9 protein-coding genes and 2 tRNA genes are annotated in these 16885 nt (G+C 40.9%); 7 read left to right on the top strand and 4 right to left on the bottom strand.

The window, feature by feature from the left end:
• The first annotated feature begins 5 nt into the window (after positions 1–5).
• The 3 genes from WBM60_RS04060 (at position 6) to WBM60_RS04070 (ending at position 8841) form a co-directional block, all read left to right on the top strand.
• Positions 6–3341, top strand: a complete 3336-nt coding sequence (locus tag WBM60_RS04060) for a SusC/RagA family TonB-linked outer membrane protein (RefSeq protein WP_424264074.1) — start codon at positions 6–8, stop codon at positions 3339–3341.
• Between the two features lie 56 nt (positions 3342–3397).
• Positions 3398–5158: a RagB/SusD family nutrient uptake outer membrane protein gene (locus WBM60_RS04065; RefSeq protein ID WP_424278373.1), complete on the top strand. Its 1761-nt coding sequence runs from the start codon at positions 3398–3400 to the stop codon at positions 5156–5158.
• A gap of 107 nt (positions 5159–5265) precedes the next feature.
• On the top strand, positions 5266–8841 hold the full coding sequence (locus tag WBM60_RS04070; protein WP_424282780.1) for a VCBS repeat-containing protein: 3576 nt from the start codon (positions 5266–5268) through the stop codon (positions 8839–8841).
• Here the strand turns inward: WBM60_RS04070 and WBM60_RS04075 are convergent.
• The 4 genes from WBM60_RS04075 to WBM60_RS04090 all read right to left on the bottom strand — a co-directional run bounded on the left by WBM60_RS04075 (position 8838) and on the right by WBM60_RS04090 (position 14047).
• Positions 8838–10346: a sulfatase family protein gene (locus WBM60_RS04075; RefSeq protein WP_424259034.1), complete on the bottom strand. Its 1509-nt coding sequence runs from the start codon at positions 10344–10346 to the stop codon at positions 8838–8840. The two genes, WBM60_RS04070 and WBM60_RS04075, sit on opposite strands and share 4 nt — an antisense overlap.
• A gap of 7 nt (positions 10347–10353) precedes the next feature.
• A complete protein-coding gene (locus WBM60_RS04080) occupies positions 10354–12072 on the bottom strand; it encodes a glycoside hydrolase family 9 protein (protein WP_424282781.1) in 1719 nt (572 codons plus the stop codon).
• Positions 12073–12121: 49 nt separating this feature from the next.
• Positions 12122–13216 (bottom strand): bile acid:sodium symporter family protein, encoded by a 1095-nt coding sequence (locus tag WBM60_RS04085; protein ID WP_424282782.1) that lies wholly within the window; start codon positions 13214–13216, stop codon positions 12122–12124.
• 96 nt (positions 13217–13312) lie between these two features.
• Positions 13313–14047 (bottom strand): prolyl oligopeptidase family serine peptidase, encoded by a 735-nt coding sequence (locus WBM60_RS04090; RefSeq protein WP_424259775.1) that lies wholly within the window; start codon positions 14045–14047, stop codon positions 13313–13315.
• Between the two features lie 276 nt (positions 14048–14323).
• Here WBM60_RS04090 and WBM60_RS04095 point away from each other — a divergent pair.
• The 4 genes from WBM60_RS04095 to WBM60_RS04110 form a co-directional block, all read left to right on the top strand.
• Positions 14324–14407: transfer RNA gene (locus WBM60_RS04095), tRNA-Ser, on the top strand.
• A 122-nt stretch (positions 14408–14529) separates the two neighbouring features.
• A tRNA-Pro gene (locus WBM60_RS04100) sits at positions 14530–14604 on the top strand.
• Positions 14605–15448: 844 nt separating this feature from the next.
• On the top strand, positions 15449–15736 hold the full coding sequence (locus tag WBM60_RS04105; RefSeq protein ID WP_424282783.1) for a helix-turn-helix domain-containing protein: 288 nt from the start codon (positions 15449–15451) through the stop codon (positions 15734–15736).
• 9 nt (positions 15737–15745) lie between these two features.
• Positions 15746–16885, top strand: a 1140-nt coding sequence (locus WBM60_RS04110; protein ID WP_424282784.1) for a type II toxin-antitoxin system HipA family toxin, incomplete at its 3' end; no start/stop codon positions are given.

The raw sequence follows: 16885 nt of genomic DNA on the forward strand, positions 1-16885 counted from the left end.
CGATTATGATTCTAAAAAGTGATTATCACTCGTTAAAATCTTGTGCTGGCAAAATCAGTAGGTCCAGTATCAAGGTTTTTTCATTACTTATGGGGCTTGTTTGTTCGTTTGCTCTTGCAGCACCGACAACAAGTCTCGAAACAGTAACGACGATTGAAGCATTTCAATCCACCATCACAGGAACTATTACAGATGCAAGCGGGGTTCCGCTTCCTGGAGCGAATGTGGTAATTAAAGGCACCTCAACCGGTGCCGCGGCTGATTTTGATGGAAATTATTCCATCCAGGCCAGTCCCGGGGATGTCCTGGTATTTTCTTACACCGGTTACAATTCGGCAGAATTGACTGTGGGTAGCTCCAGTGTTATAAATGCAACTCTTGAAGAAGGGCTTGCATTAGACGAAGTTGTAGTAACAGGGTATACCACGGAATCAAAAAGGGAAACCACAGCAGCGGTATCCATTGTTAGTGCCGAGGAGCTGGCAGCAATTCCTTCCGGTAATGTGGAACAACAATTAGCTGGTAGGGTTGCCGGTGTTACAGTAATCACTAATGGCCAGCCGGGAACTCAAAGTCAGGTGCGGGTTCGTGGATATGGCGGCTTTGGCGGTAACCAACCACTTTATGTAGTAGATGGGGTACCTATTCAAAGTATTGATTTCTTAAGCCCGGACGATATTGCTACGACTACAGTACTTAAAGACGCTGCTGCGGCATCCATTTATGGAGCAAGAGCAGCAAACGGTGTAATTGTTTATACAACAAAACAAGGATCACGCGGAGATCGAAAAACCAACATTTCAATTAATATTCAAAGTGGTGTTACTGATCCCAATGTAGCAGGGTCACCAAAAATGCTGAATCCGCAGGATATGGCGGATTATACGCATATTGCCTATAGAAATAATGCTGCGGCTAATGGTACTGCACCACAGTATACACATCCGCAATACGGTTCTAATGCAACACCAAGATTCCCGGATTATCTGCATGCAGATGGGCAGAATGGTGTATTTGAAAGCGATATAAATTTAGCACAGATACAGGCAAATTATGAAGCAGATCCGGAAAATGTATTTTTAATCAGGCCAAACCTTGCAGGAACTAACTGGTATAGAGAAATTACCAGGGTTGCACCACAGACCAGGATTAGCCTTGGTTTTGATGGAGGTAACGAGAACGGACGCTTCTATATAGGATTAAATATGCAGTCTATAAAGGGAATTCTTTTGTCGAACAGCCAGGACAGGTATACTGCCCGTGTTAATTCAGAATTTGATCTGGCACCCTGGTTAAGTATTGGTGAAAACCTGCAGGTTACCTATAATTCAGTTTTAGGCCAAGAAGGTGGTGCAGGAGGTCAAGGTATTGCTAATGCGGAGTCTGAAGTACTTCAGGCCTATCGTATGCCAACCATTATTCCGGTGTTTGATGACTTTGGCAGCTATGCCAGTACCAGGGCTGCAGGTTTTAACAACGGACGTAACCCTGTACGAAGATTGGTTCAGGACAGAGGTGATGATAGAGCGTTTTCAGCAAGTGCCATTGGTAATTTTTATGCACTGATCAAACCTTTTGAGGGCTTTACTTTTAGAAGCAGTATAGGCGGGTTCTATTATAATTTTAACAATAGAGATTACAATTACAGGTATTTGGGAGATTCTGAACCTTCGGCTAGTTTTTCTTTTAGTGAAGGCTCAGAATATGGCTTCTCATGGACATTTACGAATACCATTACCTATGAGAAATTAATTGCTGACAAACACAAATTAAAAGTTTTAATAGGCCAGGAGGCAATTGAAGGAACCAATACCCCGGTAGCTGCACCTAGGGGAAGAAGAATTCAAGGTAACGGTATTAACCCGTTCTCTACAGATTTAGACTTTGTAACCCTCTCTGCAGTGCAAAGCCCGGTAGTCCAAAGTTTTATAAGACAAGGTGTTAATTTTAGTTCTTTGTTTGGCCAGTTGCAGTACAACTATGACGAAAGATATTATGTTTCTGGGGTTGTTAGGCGAGATGGTTCTTCCGTCTTCGGGGCTAACAACAGATATGGTACCTTTCCCGCCTTTTCAGGCGCCTGGAGGATAACTGGCGAATCATTTATGGATAACCAAAACTTTTTTCAGGATTTAAAAGTTCGCGTAGGCTGGGGAGAAATGGGTAACTCCAACAACGTAGACCCTGCCAACCAGTTTTCTTTGGCCGCTTCAGATTTAGGGAATACCTTTTACCCGATACAAGGTCAAAATAGTGGTGCCGATGAAGGTTTTGCTACCAGCCGTATAGGGAACCCGGATGCTAAATGGGAAACCAGTACAACTACTAACATTGGTTTTGATGCTACTATTATTGACAACCATTTAGATATTGAATTCGACTGGTGGAAACGCGATACCGAAGACCTTTTATTCGTTGTGCCTTTGGCAGGTGTAACCGGAAACTATGCAAGTGCACCATCCAGAAACGTTGGGTCTATGCTTAACCGGGGAATTGACTTACGAGTAGTTTATAAAGGAAATTTCACAGAAGATTTTACATTTGAATTTGCGGTTAATAACACCTTCCTTAAAAACGAAGTGGTGGCCTTTGCGCCAGGTATCGAATTTTTAGAATTAGAGGGTGCAAGAGGTATAAATCCTACAAGGAACCAGATTGGAAAGCCATTGTCTTCCTTTTTTGGATATGATGTCATAGGCTATTTTGATAGTGCAGCCGATGTTGCCGCATCGCCGGCACAGGACGGAGCCGGTGTAGGTAGATTTAAATATAGGGATGTTGACGGAGATGGTGTAATTACCCCGGATGACAGAACCTATCTTGGTGATCCTGTAGCGAATTACAGCGGTGGGGCAACCATAGATTTGAAATATAAGGATTTAAGGATGGAGATGTTCTGGAACTGGTCTACAGGCTTGGAAATATTTAACCAATCTAAATGGTATAGAGATTTCTTTGGTACTTTTGAAGGCTCTGCAAAAGGTGTCGCTGCATTTAACTCATGGACTCCTGAATTAGGTAACAACGCTGCTGCTCCTATCTGGGAAAGTGCATCTAACCTAAGTACCAGTGGAACGGCAAATTCCTGGTATGTAGAAGATGGTAGTTATGCAAGACTTCAAAGACTTGCTTTTACTTACTCTTTTAGTCAACTGGTTAATGATTCCAATGTACTTAGCAAATTTGAAGTAGGAATTTCTGCCAATAACATTTGGACCATAACGGGTTACAGCGGATTAGACCCTGTTGTTGGTGGTATTGCTGATACCGAATTTGGTGTTGATTTAGGTAACTACCCGGTAACACCATCTTATTTGATAAATGTTAATATTGGACTCTAAGACCTTGATTATGAATAATTATGATAAAATTTTAATTATATTTGAAAAAAAAAGTTATGATGACAATTAAAAAGATTAAACATTTCGGAGTTTTCGTCATGTGCGCCCTCGTGTTGGGTGTCTCATGTAGCGATGAATTTTTAGAAGTACCGCCTGCAGGTTCATTGGGTGATGCCCAGTTGGGAACAGCTGATGGTATTGAAGCCCTACTTATTGGGACGTATTCTGCATTGAATGGCGTTTTTGGAAACAGGTTTGAAGGTCCCAACCATTGGGTTACCGGTTCTATTATGGGTGGAGAAGCCAATAAAGGAACAGATGCAGGGGATTATTCGACTATCAACCCCATTCAGCGTTATGAAACAGATCCTACAAGTGGGGATTTGAATAATTTATGGCGTGGACGTTATGAAGGCATTGCAAGAGCGAATAGGGTCCTTGCAACAATTACGGCTAATCCCGATGCTCTAATCGCAGCCGATGCTGCTAGAATTAGCGGTGAAGCCCGAATGTTACGCGGTCATTTTTACTTTGATCTTCAGAAGCATTTCGGTAGCATCCCGGTTTTTGATGAAACTCTTCCATCAGAGGAAGTTATTCTTATTCCAAATTCAGGGACTGCCTGGGCACAAATAGAAGCTGATTTCCAGTATGCGTATGATAATTTACCTGCTGTTACAGATGCCGGTCGTGTAAATAAATGGGCTGCAGCAGCTTATATGGGCAAAGCCAAATTATTTCAAGGGAAGTTTTCAGAAGCTATAACCTGGTTTGATGATGTTATTGCTAATGGAGTTACTTCCAATGGTTTGAAATATGCATTATTAGATGATTACGCTCAAATTTACAATGCGGAAAATGATAACCATGCAGAAGCTGTAATGGATGTTGAATCTGCTAATAATACTGGAAGTGTCAATAATGCCAATGCCTTTGATGATTTAAATTACCCTTACAACACGGGCCCTGACGGTCCTGGTAACTGCTGTGGATTCTTTCAGCCAAGTTTCTCTTTAGCTAATTCCTTTAGAACACAGGCAAACGGTCTGCCATTGTTAGACGGATCCTATAATGATCCTGCCAATGAAGTTCAAAACGCCTTTTTCCACGTTATTGTTAACGGTAACGATGAATCAACATTTGTACCTGATTCAGGTCCGTTAGATCCAAGAATTGATCATTCCATTGGAAGAAAAACCATTCCTTATTTAGATTGGATTCCTCATCCTGGTTCTGCCTGGATTAGAAGTTTCCCATATGCGGGTCCTTACTCTCCAAAAAAATACATCTATTACAAATCACAGGAGAATACTTTTACAGATGGTAGTTCATGGACACGTGGTTATGCGACTATGAATTATACTATTATACGTTATGCTGATGTATTGCTGATGGCTGCTGAAGCTGAAGTAGAAGCAGGATCACTTGCCAAAGCATTGGTTTATGTTAATCAGGTACGGCGTAGAGCTGCTCTTTCTGAGCATTGGGTTAAAAATGAAGATGGTACAGATGCCGCTAATTACAATATCTCAGAATATACAGCAGCAGACTTTGCTTCTCAGGCCGTTGCACGAACTGCAGTCCGTTTTGAAAGAAAGCTTGAGCTTTCTGGCGAAGGGCACAGATTCTTTGATCTTGTCCGTTGGGGTGTTGCCGCTCCGGTATTAAATGAATATTTGGCTTATGAGGGTCAGTACTTAATTACCAAATTTGGTGGCGCAAGCTTCACTGCCGGTAAAAGTGAATTATATCCTATTCCACAAGCGCAAAGAGATATTCAAGGCTCTGATATTTTAGCTCAGAATCCCGGGTATTAATACTATTATGCAAATAATTTTTAAAAGGCCGCTGAAAAGCGGCCTTTTTATTTGTTCATGTGCCAGGGTTCTCGCATTTTTGTATGTTGATTTAAAATAAAGATCCCATGAAAGCGAAAATTGTATTACTGGCAATTGGCTTACTCTCAATACTAGTTAACAGCTGTGATAATGCAGAAATAAATACAGTTCTTTTCAAAAGTGTTACTTCCCAAAATTCAGGCCTGGATTTCACCAATGCATTGACCGAAAATGATTCTATTAATATCCTTGATAATGAATTTGTCTACAATGGCTCCGGTGTGGCACTGGGTGACCTGGATGGTGATGGACTAGAGGATATTTTCCTCACTGGCAATCAGGTAGATAATAGTTTGTTCCTCAATAAAGGACAATTAAAATTTATGGATATCTCCACAGCGGCGGGCATAAATAAACCAGATTCCCTGTTATGGTCTTCAGGGGTTTCTATTATGGATATTAACCTTGACGGGAAGCAGGATATTTACGTTTGTAATACATTTTATAAAAATCCGGACAGAAGAAGGAACCTCCTGTACATCAATCAGGGTAATAATGAGAGTGGTACTCCCCTATTTAAAGAAATGGGCGGGGATTACGGGATTGCAGACACTACCTATTCTTCCCATGCACAATTTTTTGACTACGACAACGACGGAGACCTGGATCTTTTTATTGGCGTAAACAGGATTGAAGGAATAAACCCAAGCCAGTTTAGTCCTTTAGAGGACGACGGCACCTCCCTTAGCCGCGACAGGCTCTATAAAAATGAGTGGAATGATAATGCAGATCACCCTGTATTTAAAGATGTATCAGAAGAAGCCGGGATTCGCTTTCACGGATACAGTCATAGTACGCTAATTCACGATTTTAATGAAGATGGATGGATGGACATCTATGTGGCGAATGATTTCCTGAGTAATGATCTGATTTATATCAATAATCAGGATGGTACCTACACCAACAGGGCCGGGGATATATTTAAGCATTTTAGCCTTTCTTCCATGGGCAGCGATATTGCTGATGTTAACAATAACGGGCATATGGATATTTTTACTTCAGAAATGCAACCTTATTACAACAAGCGAAAGAAGTTATTCCAGGGACCCAGCAGTTATCAGAAAGAAATTTTTACTAAAAAATATAACTACGCATCCCAGTATACCAGAAATACACTACAACTAAATCTTGGCATAAATCCGGAAACAGGGCTTCCTATATTTGGAGACACAGGTATGTTTGCCGGGATTCAGGAAACGGATTGGAGTTGGGCACCTCTTTTTGCCGATTACGACAATGACGGCTGGCAGGATCTTTTTATTACCAATGGATTTCCAAAAGATGTAACCGACAGGGATTTCGGGGATTTCCGTATCACGGCCAGCAGACTGGTCAGCAAAGAAAAATTGATAGCTGCCATTCCTGAGATAAAAATTCCAAATTTCATGTTCCGAAATACAGGAGACTTAAATTTTGAGGATGTTACCGATACCTGGGGGCTTAATTTTGGCACTTACTCCAATGGAGCGGCCTATGGAGATCTGGATAATGACTGGGATTTGGATTTAGTAATCAATAATATAAATGATCCTGTACTCCTAATGGAAAACAGGCTTTCCCAAATAAATCCGGAAAGTCATTATTTAAGGATCAAATTAAAAGGTTCTGCTAAAAACCCTGCTGCCTACGGGAGCGTCGTAGAAATTTATTCTGATGGCATGAGCCAGAAGCAGTCCTTGCTTTCCGGACGAGGGTATCTTTCCAAACCTGAAAGTGTATTTCATTTTGGGCTTGGTACTAAAACCTCTGTAGATTCTATAAAAATTATCTGGCCCGGTGGAGGTATTCAGAAGTTACAAAGACAGGTAACAGACAGAGTGCTTAATATAGCTTATGATCCAGGATTGCTGGAAACCACTTTAGAAAAGGATTCCCTATTTATTCCTATGCTAAAAGAAGTGGCAGAAAAGTATAATCTGGTACATGAAAGTAAAGATCATGACTTTATTGATTTTAATTTCCAGCGTACACTACCACATAAGTTCTCTCAATATGGTCCTGCTCTAGCGGTGGGTGACGTAAATAATGACGGCCTGGATGACATGTTTCTGAGTGCTAGCAGGAAATTCGCCGAGTCCTGGTTTATACAGCAAAAGGATGGGAGCTTTATTCAGGAGGAAGTTAATTATAAACAGGGCAAAGAATTGGAAGAAGAAGATGCCGGTACCCTGCTCTTTGATGCTGACGGTGACCAGGATTTGGATTTATATATAGCCCGCGGGTGTGCTCAGTATCCACCTGGGGATATATTATACAAAGATATTCTGTTATTAAATGATGGAAACGGCAGGTTTTCTGAATCTGTTGAAGGGATACCTGATATGAGGAGTAACTCTTCTGCAGTAAGGGCTGCAGACTATGACAGAGACGGGGACCTCGATCTCTTTATCGGAAGCAGGGTATTGCCTATGGCCTATCCAAAAGCAGACCGTTCCTATATTCTCAGGAATGAAAGCACAGAAGGGAATGTTCGTTTTATTGATGTTACGGCGGAAGTTTCCCCTGAACTGGAATATCCGGGGCTTATTTGCGATGCTTTATGGACGGATTTTAACGGAGATTACTGGCCAGATCTTATATTGGCGGAGGAATGGAAGCCTATACGATTCTTTGAAAACAGAAATGGAACTCTTCATGAAATAACGGATTCCAGTGGTATTCAGGATAATTTCGGCTGGTGGAACAGTCTGGCAGCTGCAGATCTGGATAATGACGGAGATACAGACTATGTAGCCGGCAATTTTGGGCAAAATATTTATTTTAAAGCCAACAAAGAGATGCCTGTGCGCTTATATGCAAAGGATCTGGATGATAATGGAATGATAGATCCTCTTATCTCCTATTACCTGAGAGATAGCGTAGGGACCAAGAAGGAATACCTTTATCATCCCTGGCAGGATGTTGTAAAGCAGTTTGTGGGAATTCGAAAAAGATTTAACTCCTTTGGTGAATTTGGTGAAGCCACTTTGCCGGAAGTTTTTCCTGATGGCCTTCTGGATGATGCTATGAAACTCACGTTTAACTATATGCAGACGTCGTGGATTGAAAACCTGGGAGATGGCAGGTTTAAAAGTCATCCGCTGCCTATTGAAGCTCAACTTGCCCCTGTTTACGGGATTCTCATAACCGATTTTAATAATGATAACTTCATGGATATCGCATTGGTAGGGAACGATTTTGGGATGGAAGTACAACAAGGCCCTGCTGACGCTTTTGTAGGTGTTGTGCTAAAGAATAAAGGAGAAGGAAGTTTTAAAGCCGTGCCCCTGGAGGAGAGTCATTTCCTCGTCCCAGGTGATGCAAAAAGCCTCGTAAGATTAACCGTGGCTAATGAAAAATCTATACTGGTCGCTTCACAAAACAATGATTTCCTAAAAGTTTACGAAACAACTATAAATCCAACGCCTCAGTTAGTTCCACTAAAAGCTAATGAAGTTAAGTGCGTATTATATTTCGGGGATAATAGCAGTCAGATTCAGGAATACTATTGGGGTTCCTCCTTTCAATCCCAATCCAGCAGGTATATTGAAGTGAATCCAAACGTAAACCAAATCAAGTTTTTTGATAATAACGGCAAAGAAACCAGAACGCTGGATTTTTAGTGTTCTTGTTGGTGTTTAAAATCTCCAAAACGGTATTTAACTGTTCGCTTTAAGGGAATATTCATACCATTGGTTTCTTCAAGCCAATCATATATGGCAGATGACATAGATTTTGCTATTTCCTGTTTGTCCGGATCTGCGATTAAATTGTACATCTCCTCAGGATCGTTCTGTAAATCATAAAGTTCATTTCTATCCCATATCCCCTGATACTTCATGTACTTATATTGATCTGTTCGCATGCCAAACACAGTTGGCGTCATTGGAAAATCATACTCCCAGTAATATTCATAAAATATTTCTTTACGGGAAGCCATCTCTGTATTTCCGATTAGAATAGGAATAAATGAAACCCCGGGCATATTTTCTGGTTGTTTAACCCCTGCTTCAGCCAGAACTGTGGGTCCTATATCTATATTTTGAACCATTTGCTGTGGAACCTTACCCCCTTCAAATAATTCCGGACAACGCACCAGTAAAGGAACTTTAACAGACTCTTCATAAAAATGCCTTTTATCGATCAGGCCGTGCTCACCCCAACTAAAACCATTATCCCCCATGTAAATAATCAGTGTAGACTCATCCAGTCCTTCCTTCTTTAAATACTCCATAACGCTACCAATACTTTCATCAACTCCAAGGAGGGTTTCACAGTAATCCACAACCATTTCATATAAGTCCCGGTTAGAATGGTACATATAATCTACCCCATGCCAGCTGATTCGCTGGTCAGCAACCCATTGTGGCCATTTTAAATCACGATACTTGCCTGTTTTGGTCTGTTCATAAGTAGCAGGGAGTTTTATCTTTTTCCCTTTATAAATACCTTTATGTCTTTTAGCAGGTTGAAATCCTGCGTGCACTGCTTTATGTGAAAGATACAGAAAGAATGGTTTATTCTTATCTCTTTTATCCATCCAATCTACGGCGTGTTCCGTTAAAAGATCGGTGATGTAAGTAGAATCTTTATAGGCCACTCTCTCCCCGTTAATATTTAAAGTAGGATTATAATAGACCCCTTGCCCGGGAAAACTTTCCCAATGTGTAAAACCTGGTTGTGGCTCATCACCGTGGTCACCCATATGCCATTTTCCAAAAAAGCCTGTTTGATATCCGGCTTTCTGTAAATACTCCGGAAAATAAGTCAGGTTCCCGGGATCCGGAGCCTGGTTATCCACAATAGTATGGCTATGTGAGAATTGCCCAGTTAAAATAGATGCGCGGCTCGGAGAGCACAGGGAAGTAGTTACAAAGGTATTGGGCAGGTATGCACCTTCCGCTGCCAGCTTATCCATATTTGGAGTTTGCAGCCAGGGAACTTTACCTGTAAACCCCATATAGTCATACCTGTGGTCATCGGTAAGAATAAAAATGACGTTTCGAGGTTTTGGTTTTTGTATTGTACTTGAATCGTTTTCTGTTTTTGTATTTGCAAAAGCGGTTTCCGTACTTCCCGTTAGGGCGTACACACCTAGTATAGCGATAACAGTTTTAAGTATTCTCATAATTTGGTTATTTAGATTCTTGTTCCAGAAAGCCCAGAATATAAGTCAAAGGGGAATTCCAGTTTAAACATATTTCATTGCTTGCGTAACTATCCTCATGATCTACCCAACTTTTCATAGGGGCAACATTTTCAGGATAAATTACCCCGGCAGCTATATCCTGCTTGTCATCATTTGGCCCACCAGAGAGCAGTCCCGGTACCGGATCTACGATGCCGTCAGCGGCACTTTGCCTGTGATGTATAAACATAGGGGGGTTATCTCCAAAACCCGTTACAAAACTATATCCTAAAGCATTGGTTCCCAGTATATAATCAACAGATTGCCTTACAGCTGTTAGATATTCAGGTTTATTTTCCAGCCTGTAGGCCTGAGCAATAATCATCGCTGTATTCAGAACGTCGCTGTTCGAACCCCATTGAAAATCATCAACACACTGAAAATAATCATTTGTTTTTGTTCTTTCAGTCAGGGCATCCGCAGTACTCAAAATTCCTTCTTTTAATTCATCATAGAGTTCATCGGGAACGAGTGATTTGTTTTCCAAAAGTGTAAATATCCCCATAAACCTCATAAATTTTGTCCAACCATCACCAGGGCTGTAGTTAAAATCGATCTGTTCCTTATTCAGTTGTTCGAGGTAAGTGATATCAGACGTAGTTATATATAATTGTGCGCCGGCCCAGAAGAATTCATCATCAAAATTGGTGTCTCCATATTGACCTGTACTAATATCTTCAGGGTTTACAAATGTCAGCTGTGGATTCTCTATGGACCAATTGAAAGCCTTTTTAGCTGCCTGCAGGCATTTCTCGGCATATGCAGAATTATAAGGCATAAAAACACGGGCAGCTTGCGCGGCAGCGCCTGCAAAATCCAGACTAGCAGCGGTTCCTTTACCCACAATATATCTTTGATTTGTTGCCTCATGAGGCATTACCATCCCTTCAAAATTTTTAGTGGTCAGTTTATGAAACATCCCACCGTCTTCATCCTGCATAGTTAATACCCAATCCATTTCATATTTCAATTCATCCAAATAATCACTAATGGCATTACCGCTTTCCGGAATGTTTAAATCTCCATCCGAAACACTATTTGGATATTGCTCCTCCAGCAAAAAGAATTGACCTAAGGGGAAAGAGGCATTTACTACATATTTATTGTAGTCTCCGGCATCATACCAGCCTTTGGGGGAATTTAATGTCCCTGTTTGTTTGCCGCTGGACGGATGATACAAAACAGAATCATCAGGATGCCCAAGGGCCCTATGCCATTGTGATGCATATTTTTTATCAAGGGCCATACCGGCTCTTTGAAAGTACAAACCCTTTATTGACCCCCGAAAAACAGGAAGTAAAACATGTTCTTTTATTTCAAAAGGAAAAGAAAACCCAACATCTTTAATATAAATATGATAAGATCCGGTCTCTGTAAATTCACTGAAATCGGCAATACGCACTACTTCTCCTGCCATTTCCCAGTCTAATGGCTCTGAGAGCGTTCCGGAAAAAACAGCATCTCCGGAAACGCTATCCACTATAATGAATTTTTCATTTTCTAATTCCGTAACAACCACCGCTTTTTTAACTGCATCAGGATAATAACCAATTTGGTTTAATCTAATTTCAGAGCTAAATGAATCAGTAATGACAGGGACAGCTTCTTTACAACCCCCAGTAACTAAAAGAATCAATGTTCCATAAAGACAAAATAACCTGCTCATAGTATTCAAATTTTAAGATTATCCCCGGCCTGTTTCTACTTAAATAATATTACGACAAATCTTTCGCTTCAACCAATTCATCAATAGGTTTTCCACGCCACCAGGTTGCCAAACTGGAACCCGTTATATTCATCATGGGACCAAATACTGCAGGCGCCAGACCCATGGTAGCAACCCTTCCCATTTCTAAGGCAATGCCTGATGCCAGACCAGCGTTTTGCATGCCTACCTCGAATGCAACAGTACGTGCCGACTTCCTATCGAGACCAAATACTCTACTTCCCCAATATCCGAAGAAATAGCCAATTAAATTATGTAAAATTACGGCGACTATCAAAAGCAATCCAAGGGTTAAGAGGGAATCTCTGCCGGCAGCAGTTATGATTGTAATAATAATTGCAATTCCGGCCATGGAGACCACCGGCATTGCTTTATCGAGCCATTTAAATCTTCCATGGGCAAATCTATTAAACACGAGTCCGGCGATGATGGGTATAATAACTATTTTCACAATACTCCAAAGCATTCCTAAAAAGTCTATCGGCACCAGTTGATTCGCTAAAATCTTCATCAGCAAAGGCGTAAATAGGGGTGCCAGCAGGGTAGCTACGGCAGTCAAAGTGAGCGAAAGTGCCAGGTTTGCACCGGATATATAGGCCATTACATTAGATGCCAGACCACTGGGAGAGCTACCTACCAAAATAATTCCGGCGGCAATTTCTGGGGGAAATCCAAATACTGTAGCTAATCCATAGCCTATAAAAGGCATAATGGTAAACTGACATAAAATACCCACTAAAACTCCCTTAGGCATTTTAACAACTCCCTTGAAGTCCTGAAGGCTCATTGCAGTCCCCATTCCAAACATGATTAGCATTAACAGAGGAACAATTAGTTTTTTAAGGTCGAAGCTGCCTGCTTTGGAAAAAAATTCCGGATAGAACATAGAAGCAGTTACTGCTGCAAATATTAATATGGTAAAAGAAAACCCTTTCAATGAATCAAAACTTCGTATCGCTAAAGCGAGTGATAGAAAAAAAAGTATCAAAACAGGGCCCAGCGCATTAAAATCATCCAAAATCAAGAGCACAAGTGCCAGTATTCCGGAACCAATGGCTAATCCTGATATTATTTTTCTATACATCTCGGTTATTCTTTGACTTCAATAAATATAGTATATTGAACACGGAACTCAAACGAAATTTCTAAAACTTAAAAGTAAAAGCATCGTAAAAAGGAATTATTCTTTTGTACGCTTTTGGTTCATAAACCATTCATACAATTCCTCGGTATTATAAGCCCGCACCCAAGCATTATGCCCTACCCCATCATATCTGGTAAATGTAACATCATAGCCCATTGCTTTAAGCTTTGCAACCATTTCCTCAGACTCGGAAATAGGTATTGATTGATCTTCAGTTCCATGAAAAACCCATATGGGCATATTTTTATTTATCCAGGCAGCATAGGGTACCGGGGTCATTCCGCATACTACCGCCAGAGCTGCAAATTTATCGGGGTATTGTACAGCAAGCTCCCAGGCAGCACCTCCTCCCCTGCTTAAACCGGTCAGATAAATTCTATCAATATCTACCCTGTTTGCCTCTATTATGGTGTCCAATAGTTGCATCACCGCCCGGGTATTCCACCATTTTTTTTTGTAGGGATTTTGAGGGGCCAATATTAAGAAAGGGAATTCCTTTCCTTCCGCTAAAAGTTTAGGTGGACCATTAGTTTTGAGGTCTTCCAGGGTGCCTCCTGCTTCTCCTCCTCCATGTAAAAATAAAAGCAGGGGAAATTTTTCATTTTTTACCTCTTCATATTCCTTAGGGAAATAGAGGTAATATTGCAAATTCTCAACTGACACAGTTTCTTTTTCATCAGCGATTAATGTAGACTGTGCAGAACAGGACTGCATAAAAAGTAGAGATAGTATAATTAAAGTATGTTTGATAAAAGTAGAGATTCTTTCCATTTTTAGTATTGTTATTCAGTTCAAGGTTTCATTTCAAAAATTGTCCAAGCCATTAAATGGTAAATTGAACTTATATGAAATCCTTAATTTAGTTAAATTAATTTGTTTTGAAGCGTATAAAAAACCAGGGGTTCATCCTTTAGGATTTTTAATTATCTAAGAAAGTTTGAAATGTGTATGTTATCGCTTAAAAATTCAATAAAAAAGTTGCGTTCCAGGATATGAAGAATTACATTTGCATCCGCATTTTACAATGCACGTTCATTAAAAAATACAGGAGAGGTGCCGGAGTGGTAACGGAGCAGATTGCTAATCTGTCGACGCGTAAGTGTCGCCTGGGTTCGAGTCCCAGTCTCTCCGCTTTCGCCAGCCTTTTTCCGCCATGCGGGGAACCGGCGGGCCGCAGCCGACATGTCTGCCATAAGTTAATGATGGTACGTCAGTTGCAGTTTGGAAATTGAAATAGTTCTATATTCAGCATTCGGGGTGTAGCGTAGCCCGGTTATCGCGCCTGCTTTGGGAGCAGGAGGTCGCAGGTTCGAATCCTGCCACCCCGACCGAGAAAAGCCAGACAAGAATTGTCTGGCTTTCGCGTTTTCGGGGGGCGTCAAAATTGTTTTTGTAAGCCACCATGAAACGCGAAAGCAGCCAGCCTGCCAGCTGGCCTGGCTTTTCTCGAGCACCGCCCCCACTACAGGATCACCGAGCGCAGCGAGGTAATCCTGTTCATCCTTGCTTCGTAAAGTCGAAGGGAATGAAAAACTTCGTAAAGCCAATTAGGATTACTCTAAGGTAGCAGAAGTTCTCAACATATGCCAGCGCACCAGCTGGCCCCTCACTAAAACAGGTCCACCGGACCTGTTTTGGACGTTCGGCCCCCCCTTCAGGATCACCGAGCGGAGCGAGGTAATCCTGCCACTATCCCGTTTTTGCTTAACGCTAATCTGCCGGAATCGCTACAAAAACCGGACAGGATCCAAGCCCAAAGTTTTGAGGTAAGATTTGGGACGGACTTACCCCAAACAGAAATTACCATCGAATTGTGGATAAATCAATGTATTTGGCCAACGGGAATTTGTGCTTTGAAGGGCACTTTTTGTGGATAGGGGGAAGTAAGAAAAAGGTTATGAATTGGCATGTTTCAATATAATTTTTCGTGATATTTTACATGCAAAGCTAATCTTGGTACAGCACGCTAGGATAATTTTAATACAATATTTACCCTGATTTTGTTACAAAAAAATGAAGAAATTACCCTTACTCTATTACAAATGAGCGAGGAAGTTTAGCCTATAAACTCTTTTTATAAGATGAGTACTCGTTAATTATTAAAACAATTTTATACTAAAACGAGTATTATTATACCCAAAAATAGTATATTTGGGATAAATATTACCCAAAATGAAAAATAAGAAAGCCGTCCTATTCCCAAAATATCAAAAGATAATGGAGCGGGTTGGGGAAAATATCAAACTTGCCCGTAAGCGTAGAAAGCTTAATACCATTCAGGTATCGGAAAGGGCTGGGATAAATAGACGAACCCTTTACGAAATCGAAAAAGGAAATTCGAAGGTCGCGATTGGGTCATATTTTAATGTTTTAATTGCCCTTGGTTTGCAAGATGATTTCTTGAAGTTGGCAACAGATGACGAATTCGGAAGAAAACTACAGGACTTAGATTTGTTATAACAGGGAAGAATGGCACAAGGTAAATTTGATATATATGTTTATGCACATTGGCATGGAATGCCGGAAGCTAAGCTGATAGGTGTTCTTGCGGCTCATTATGCCAAAGGAAAAAAGGCCTTTAGTTTCGAATACGATAAGGATTGGATAAAATCAAAACACCAACTATTGTTAGATCCCGATATCCAATTCTATTCGGGTCCGCAGTACCCCAATAACAAAGAGAATTTTGGAGTTTTTTTGGATAGTATGCCTGATACGTGGGGAAGAACACTAATGAAAAGACGAGCGGCTCAACTTGCAAAAGAAAAAGATCAAAAGGCTCCGACTTTATATGAGATTGATTATCTATTAGGAGTATATGGCCAAAGCCGAATGGGAGCTTTACGTTTTAAAACCAACCCCGACGGCCCATTTCTGGATAATAGTGAAGACAATCCCACCCCACCTTGGTCATCGGTTAGAGAGCTTCAAGAAGCAGCCAAGAATTTTGAAAACGACACAGACAATGATGAGTTAAAAAAATGGCTGGCCATACTCATGGCTCCAGGATCTTCTTTGGGAGGTGCGAGACCCAAAGCCAATATTTTGGATGAACACGGAAACCTTTGGATAGCAAAATTTCCATCCAAAAATGATACTATAGATAAAGGGGCATGGGAATTTTTGGCATATCGGTTGGCGGTAGATTGTGGAATCGAAATGGCACCTTCAAGGATCGAAAGGATAGTTGGAAACTATCATACGTTTTTTACAGAACGTTTTGATAGGGCACAAGAAGAACGCATCCATTTTTCCTCTGCAATGACCATGACGGGTAATAATGAGGATACTATCCGAGATAGCCCTGCAAGTTATCTGGACATCGCCGAATTCATCCAAACCAATGGTGTAAACATTGATAAAAACTTGCACCAATTATGGCGCAGGATTGTTTTTAATATTGCTGTTTCGAATACCGATGACCATTTGCGGAACCATGGATTTATTTTGACTCCAAAAGGCTGGATACTTTCTCCTGCTTATGATATTAACCCATCAATAGACAAAGACGGACTAGCACTAAACATAGATATGGAGAACAACTCTTTGGATTTGGAGTTGGCCAAAAGTGTAGGCGAGTACTTCCGTTTGGACGATAAACAAATGGAT

It is taken from the genome of Eudoraea sp., assembly GCF_049669105.1.
In the GTDB taxonomy this organism is placed as follows: domain Bacteria; phylum Bacteroidota; class Bacteroidia; order Flavobacteriales; family Flavobacteriaceae; genus Eudoraea.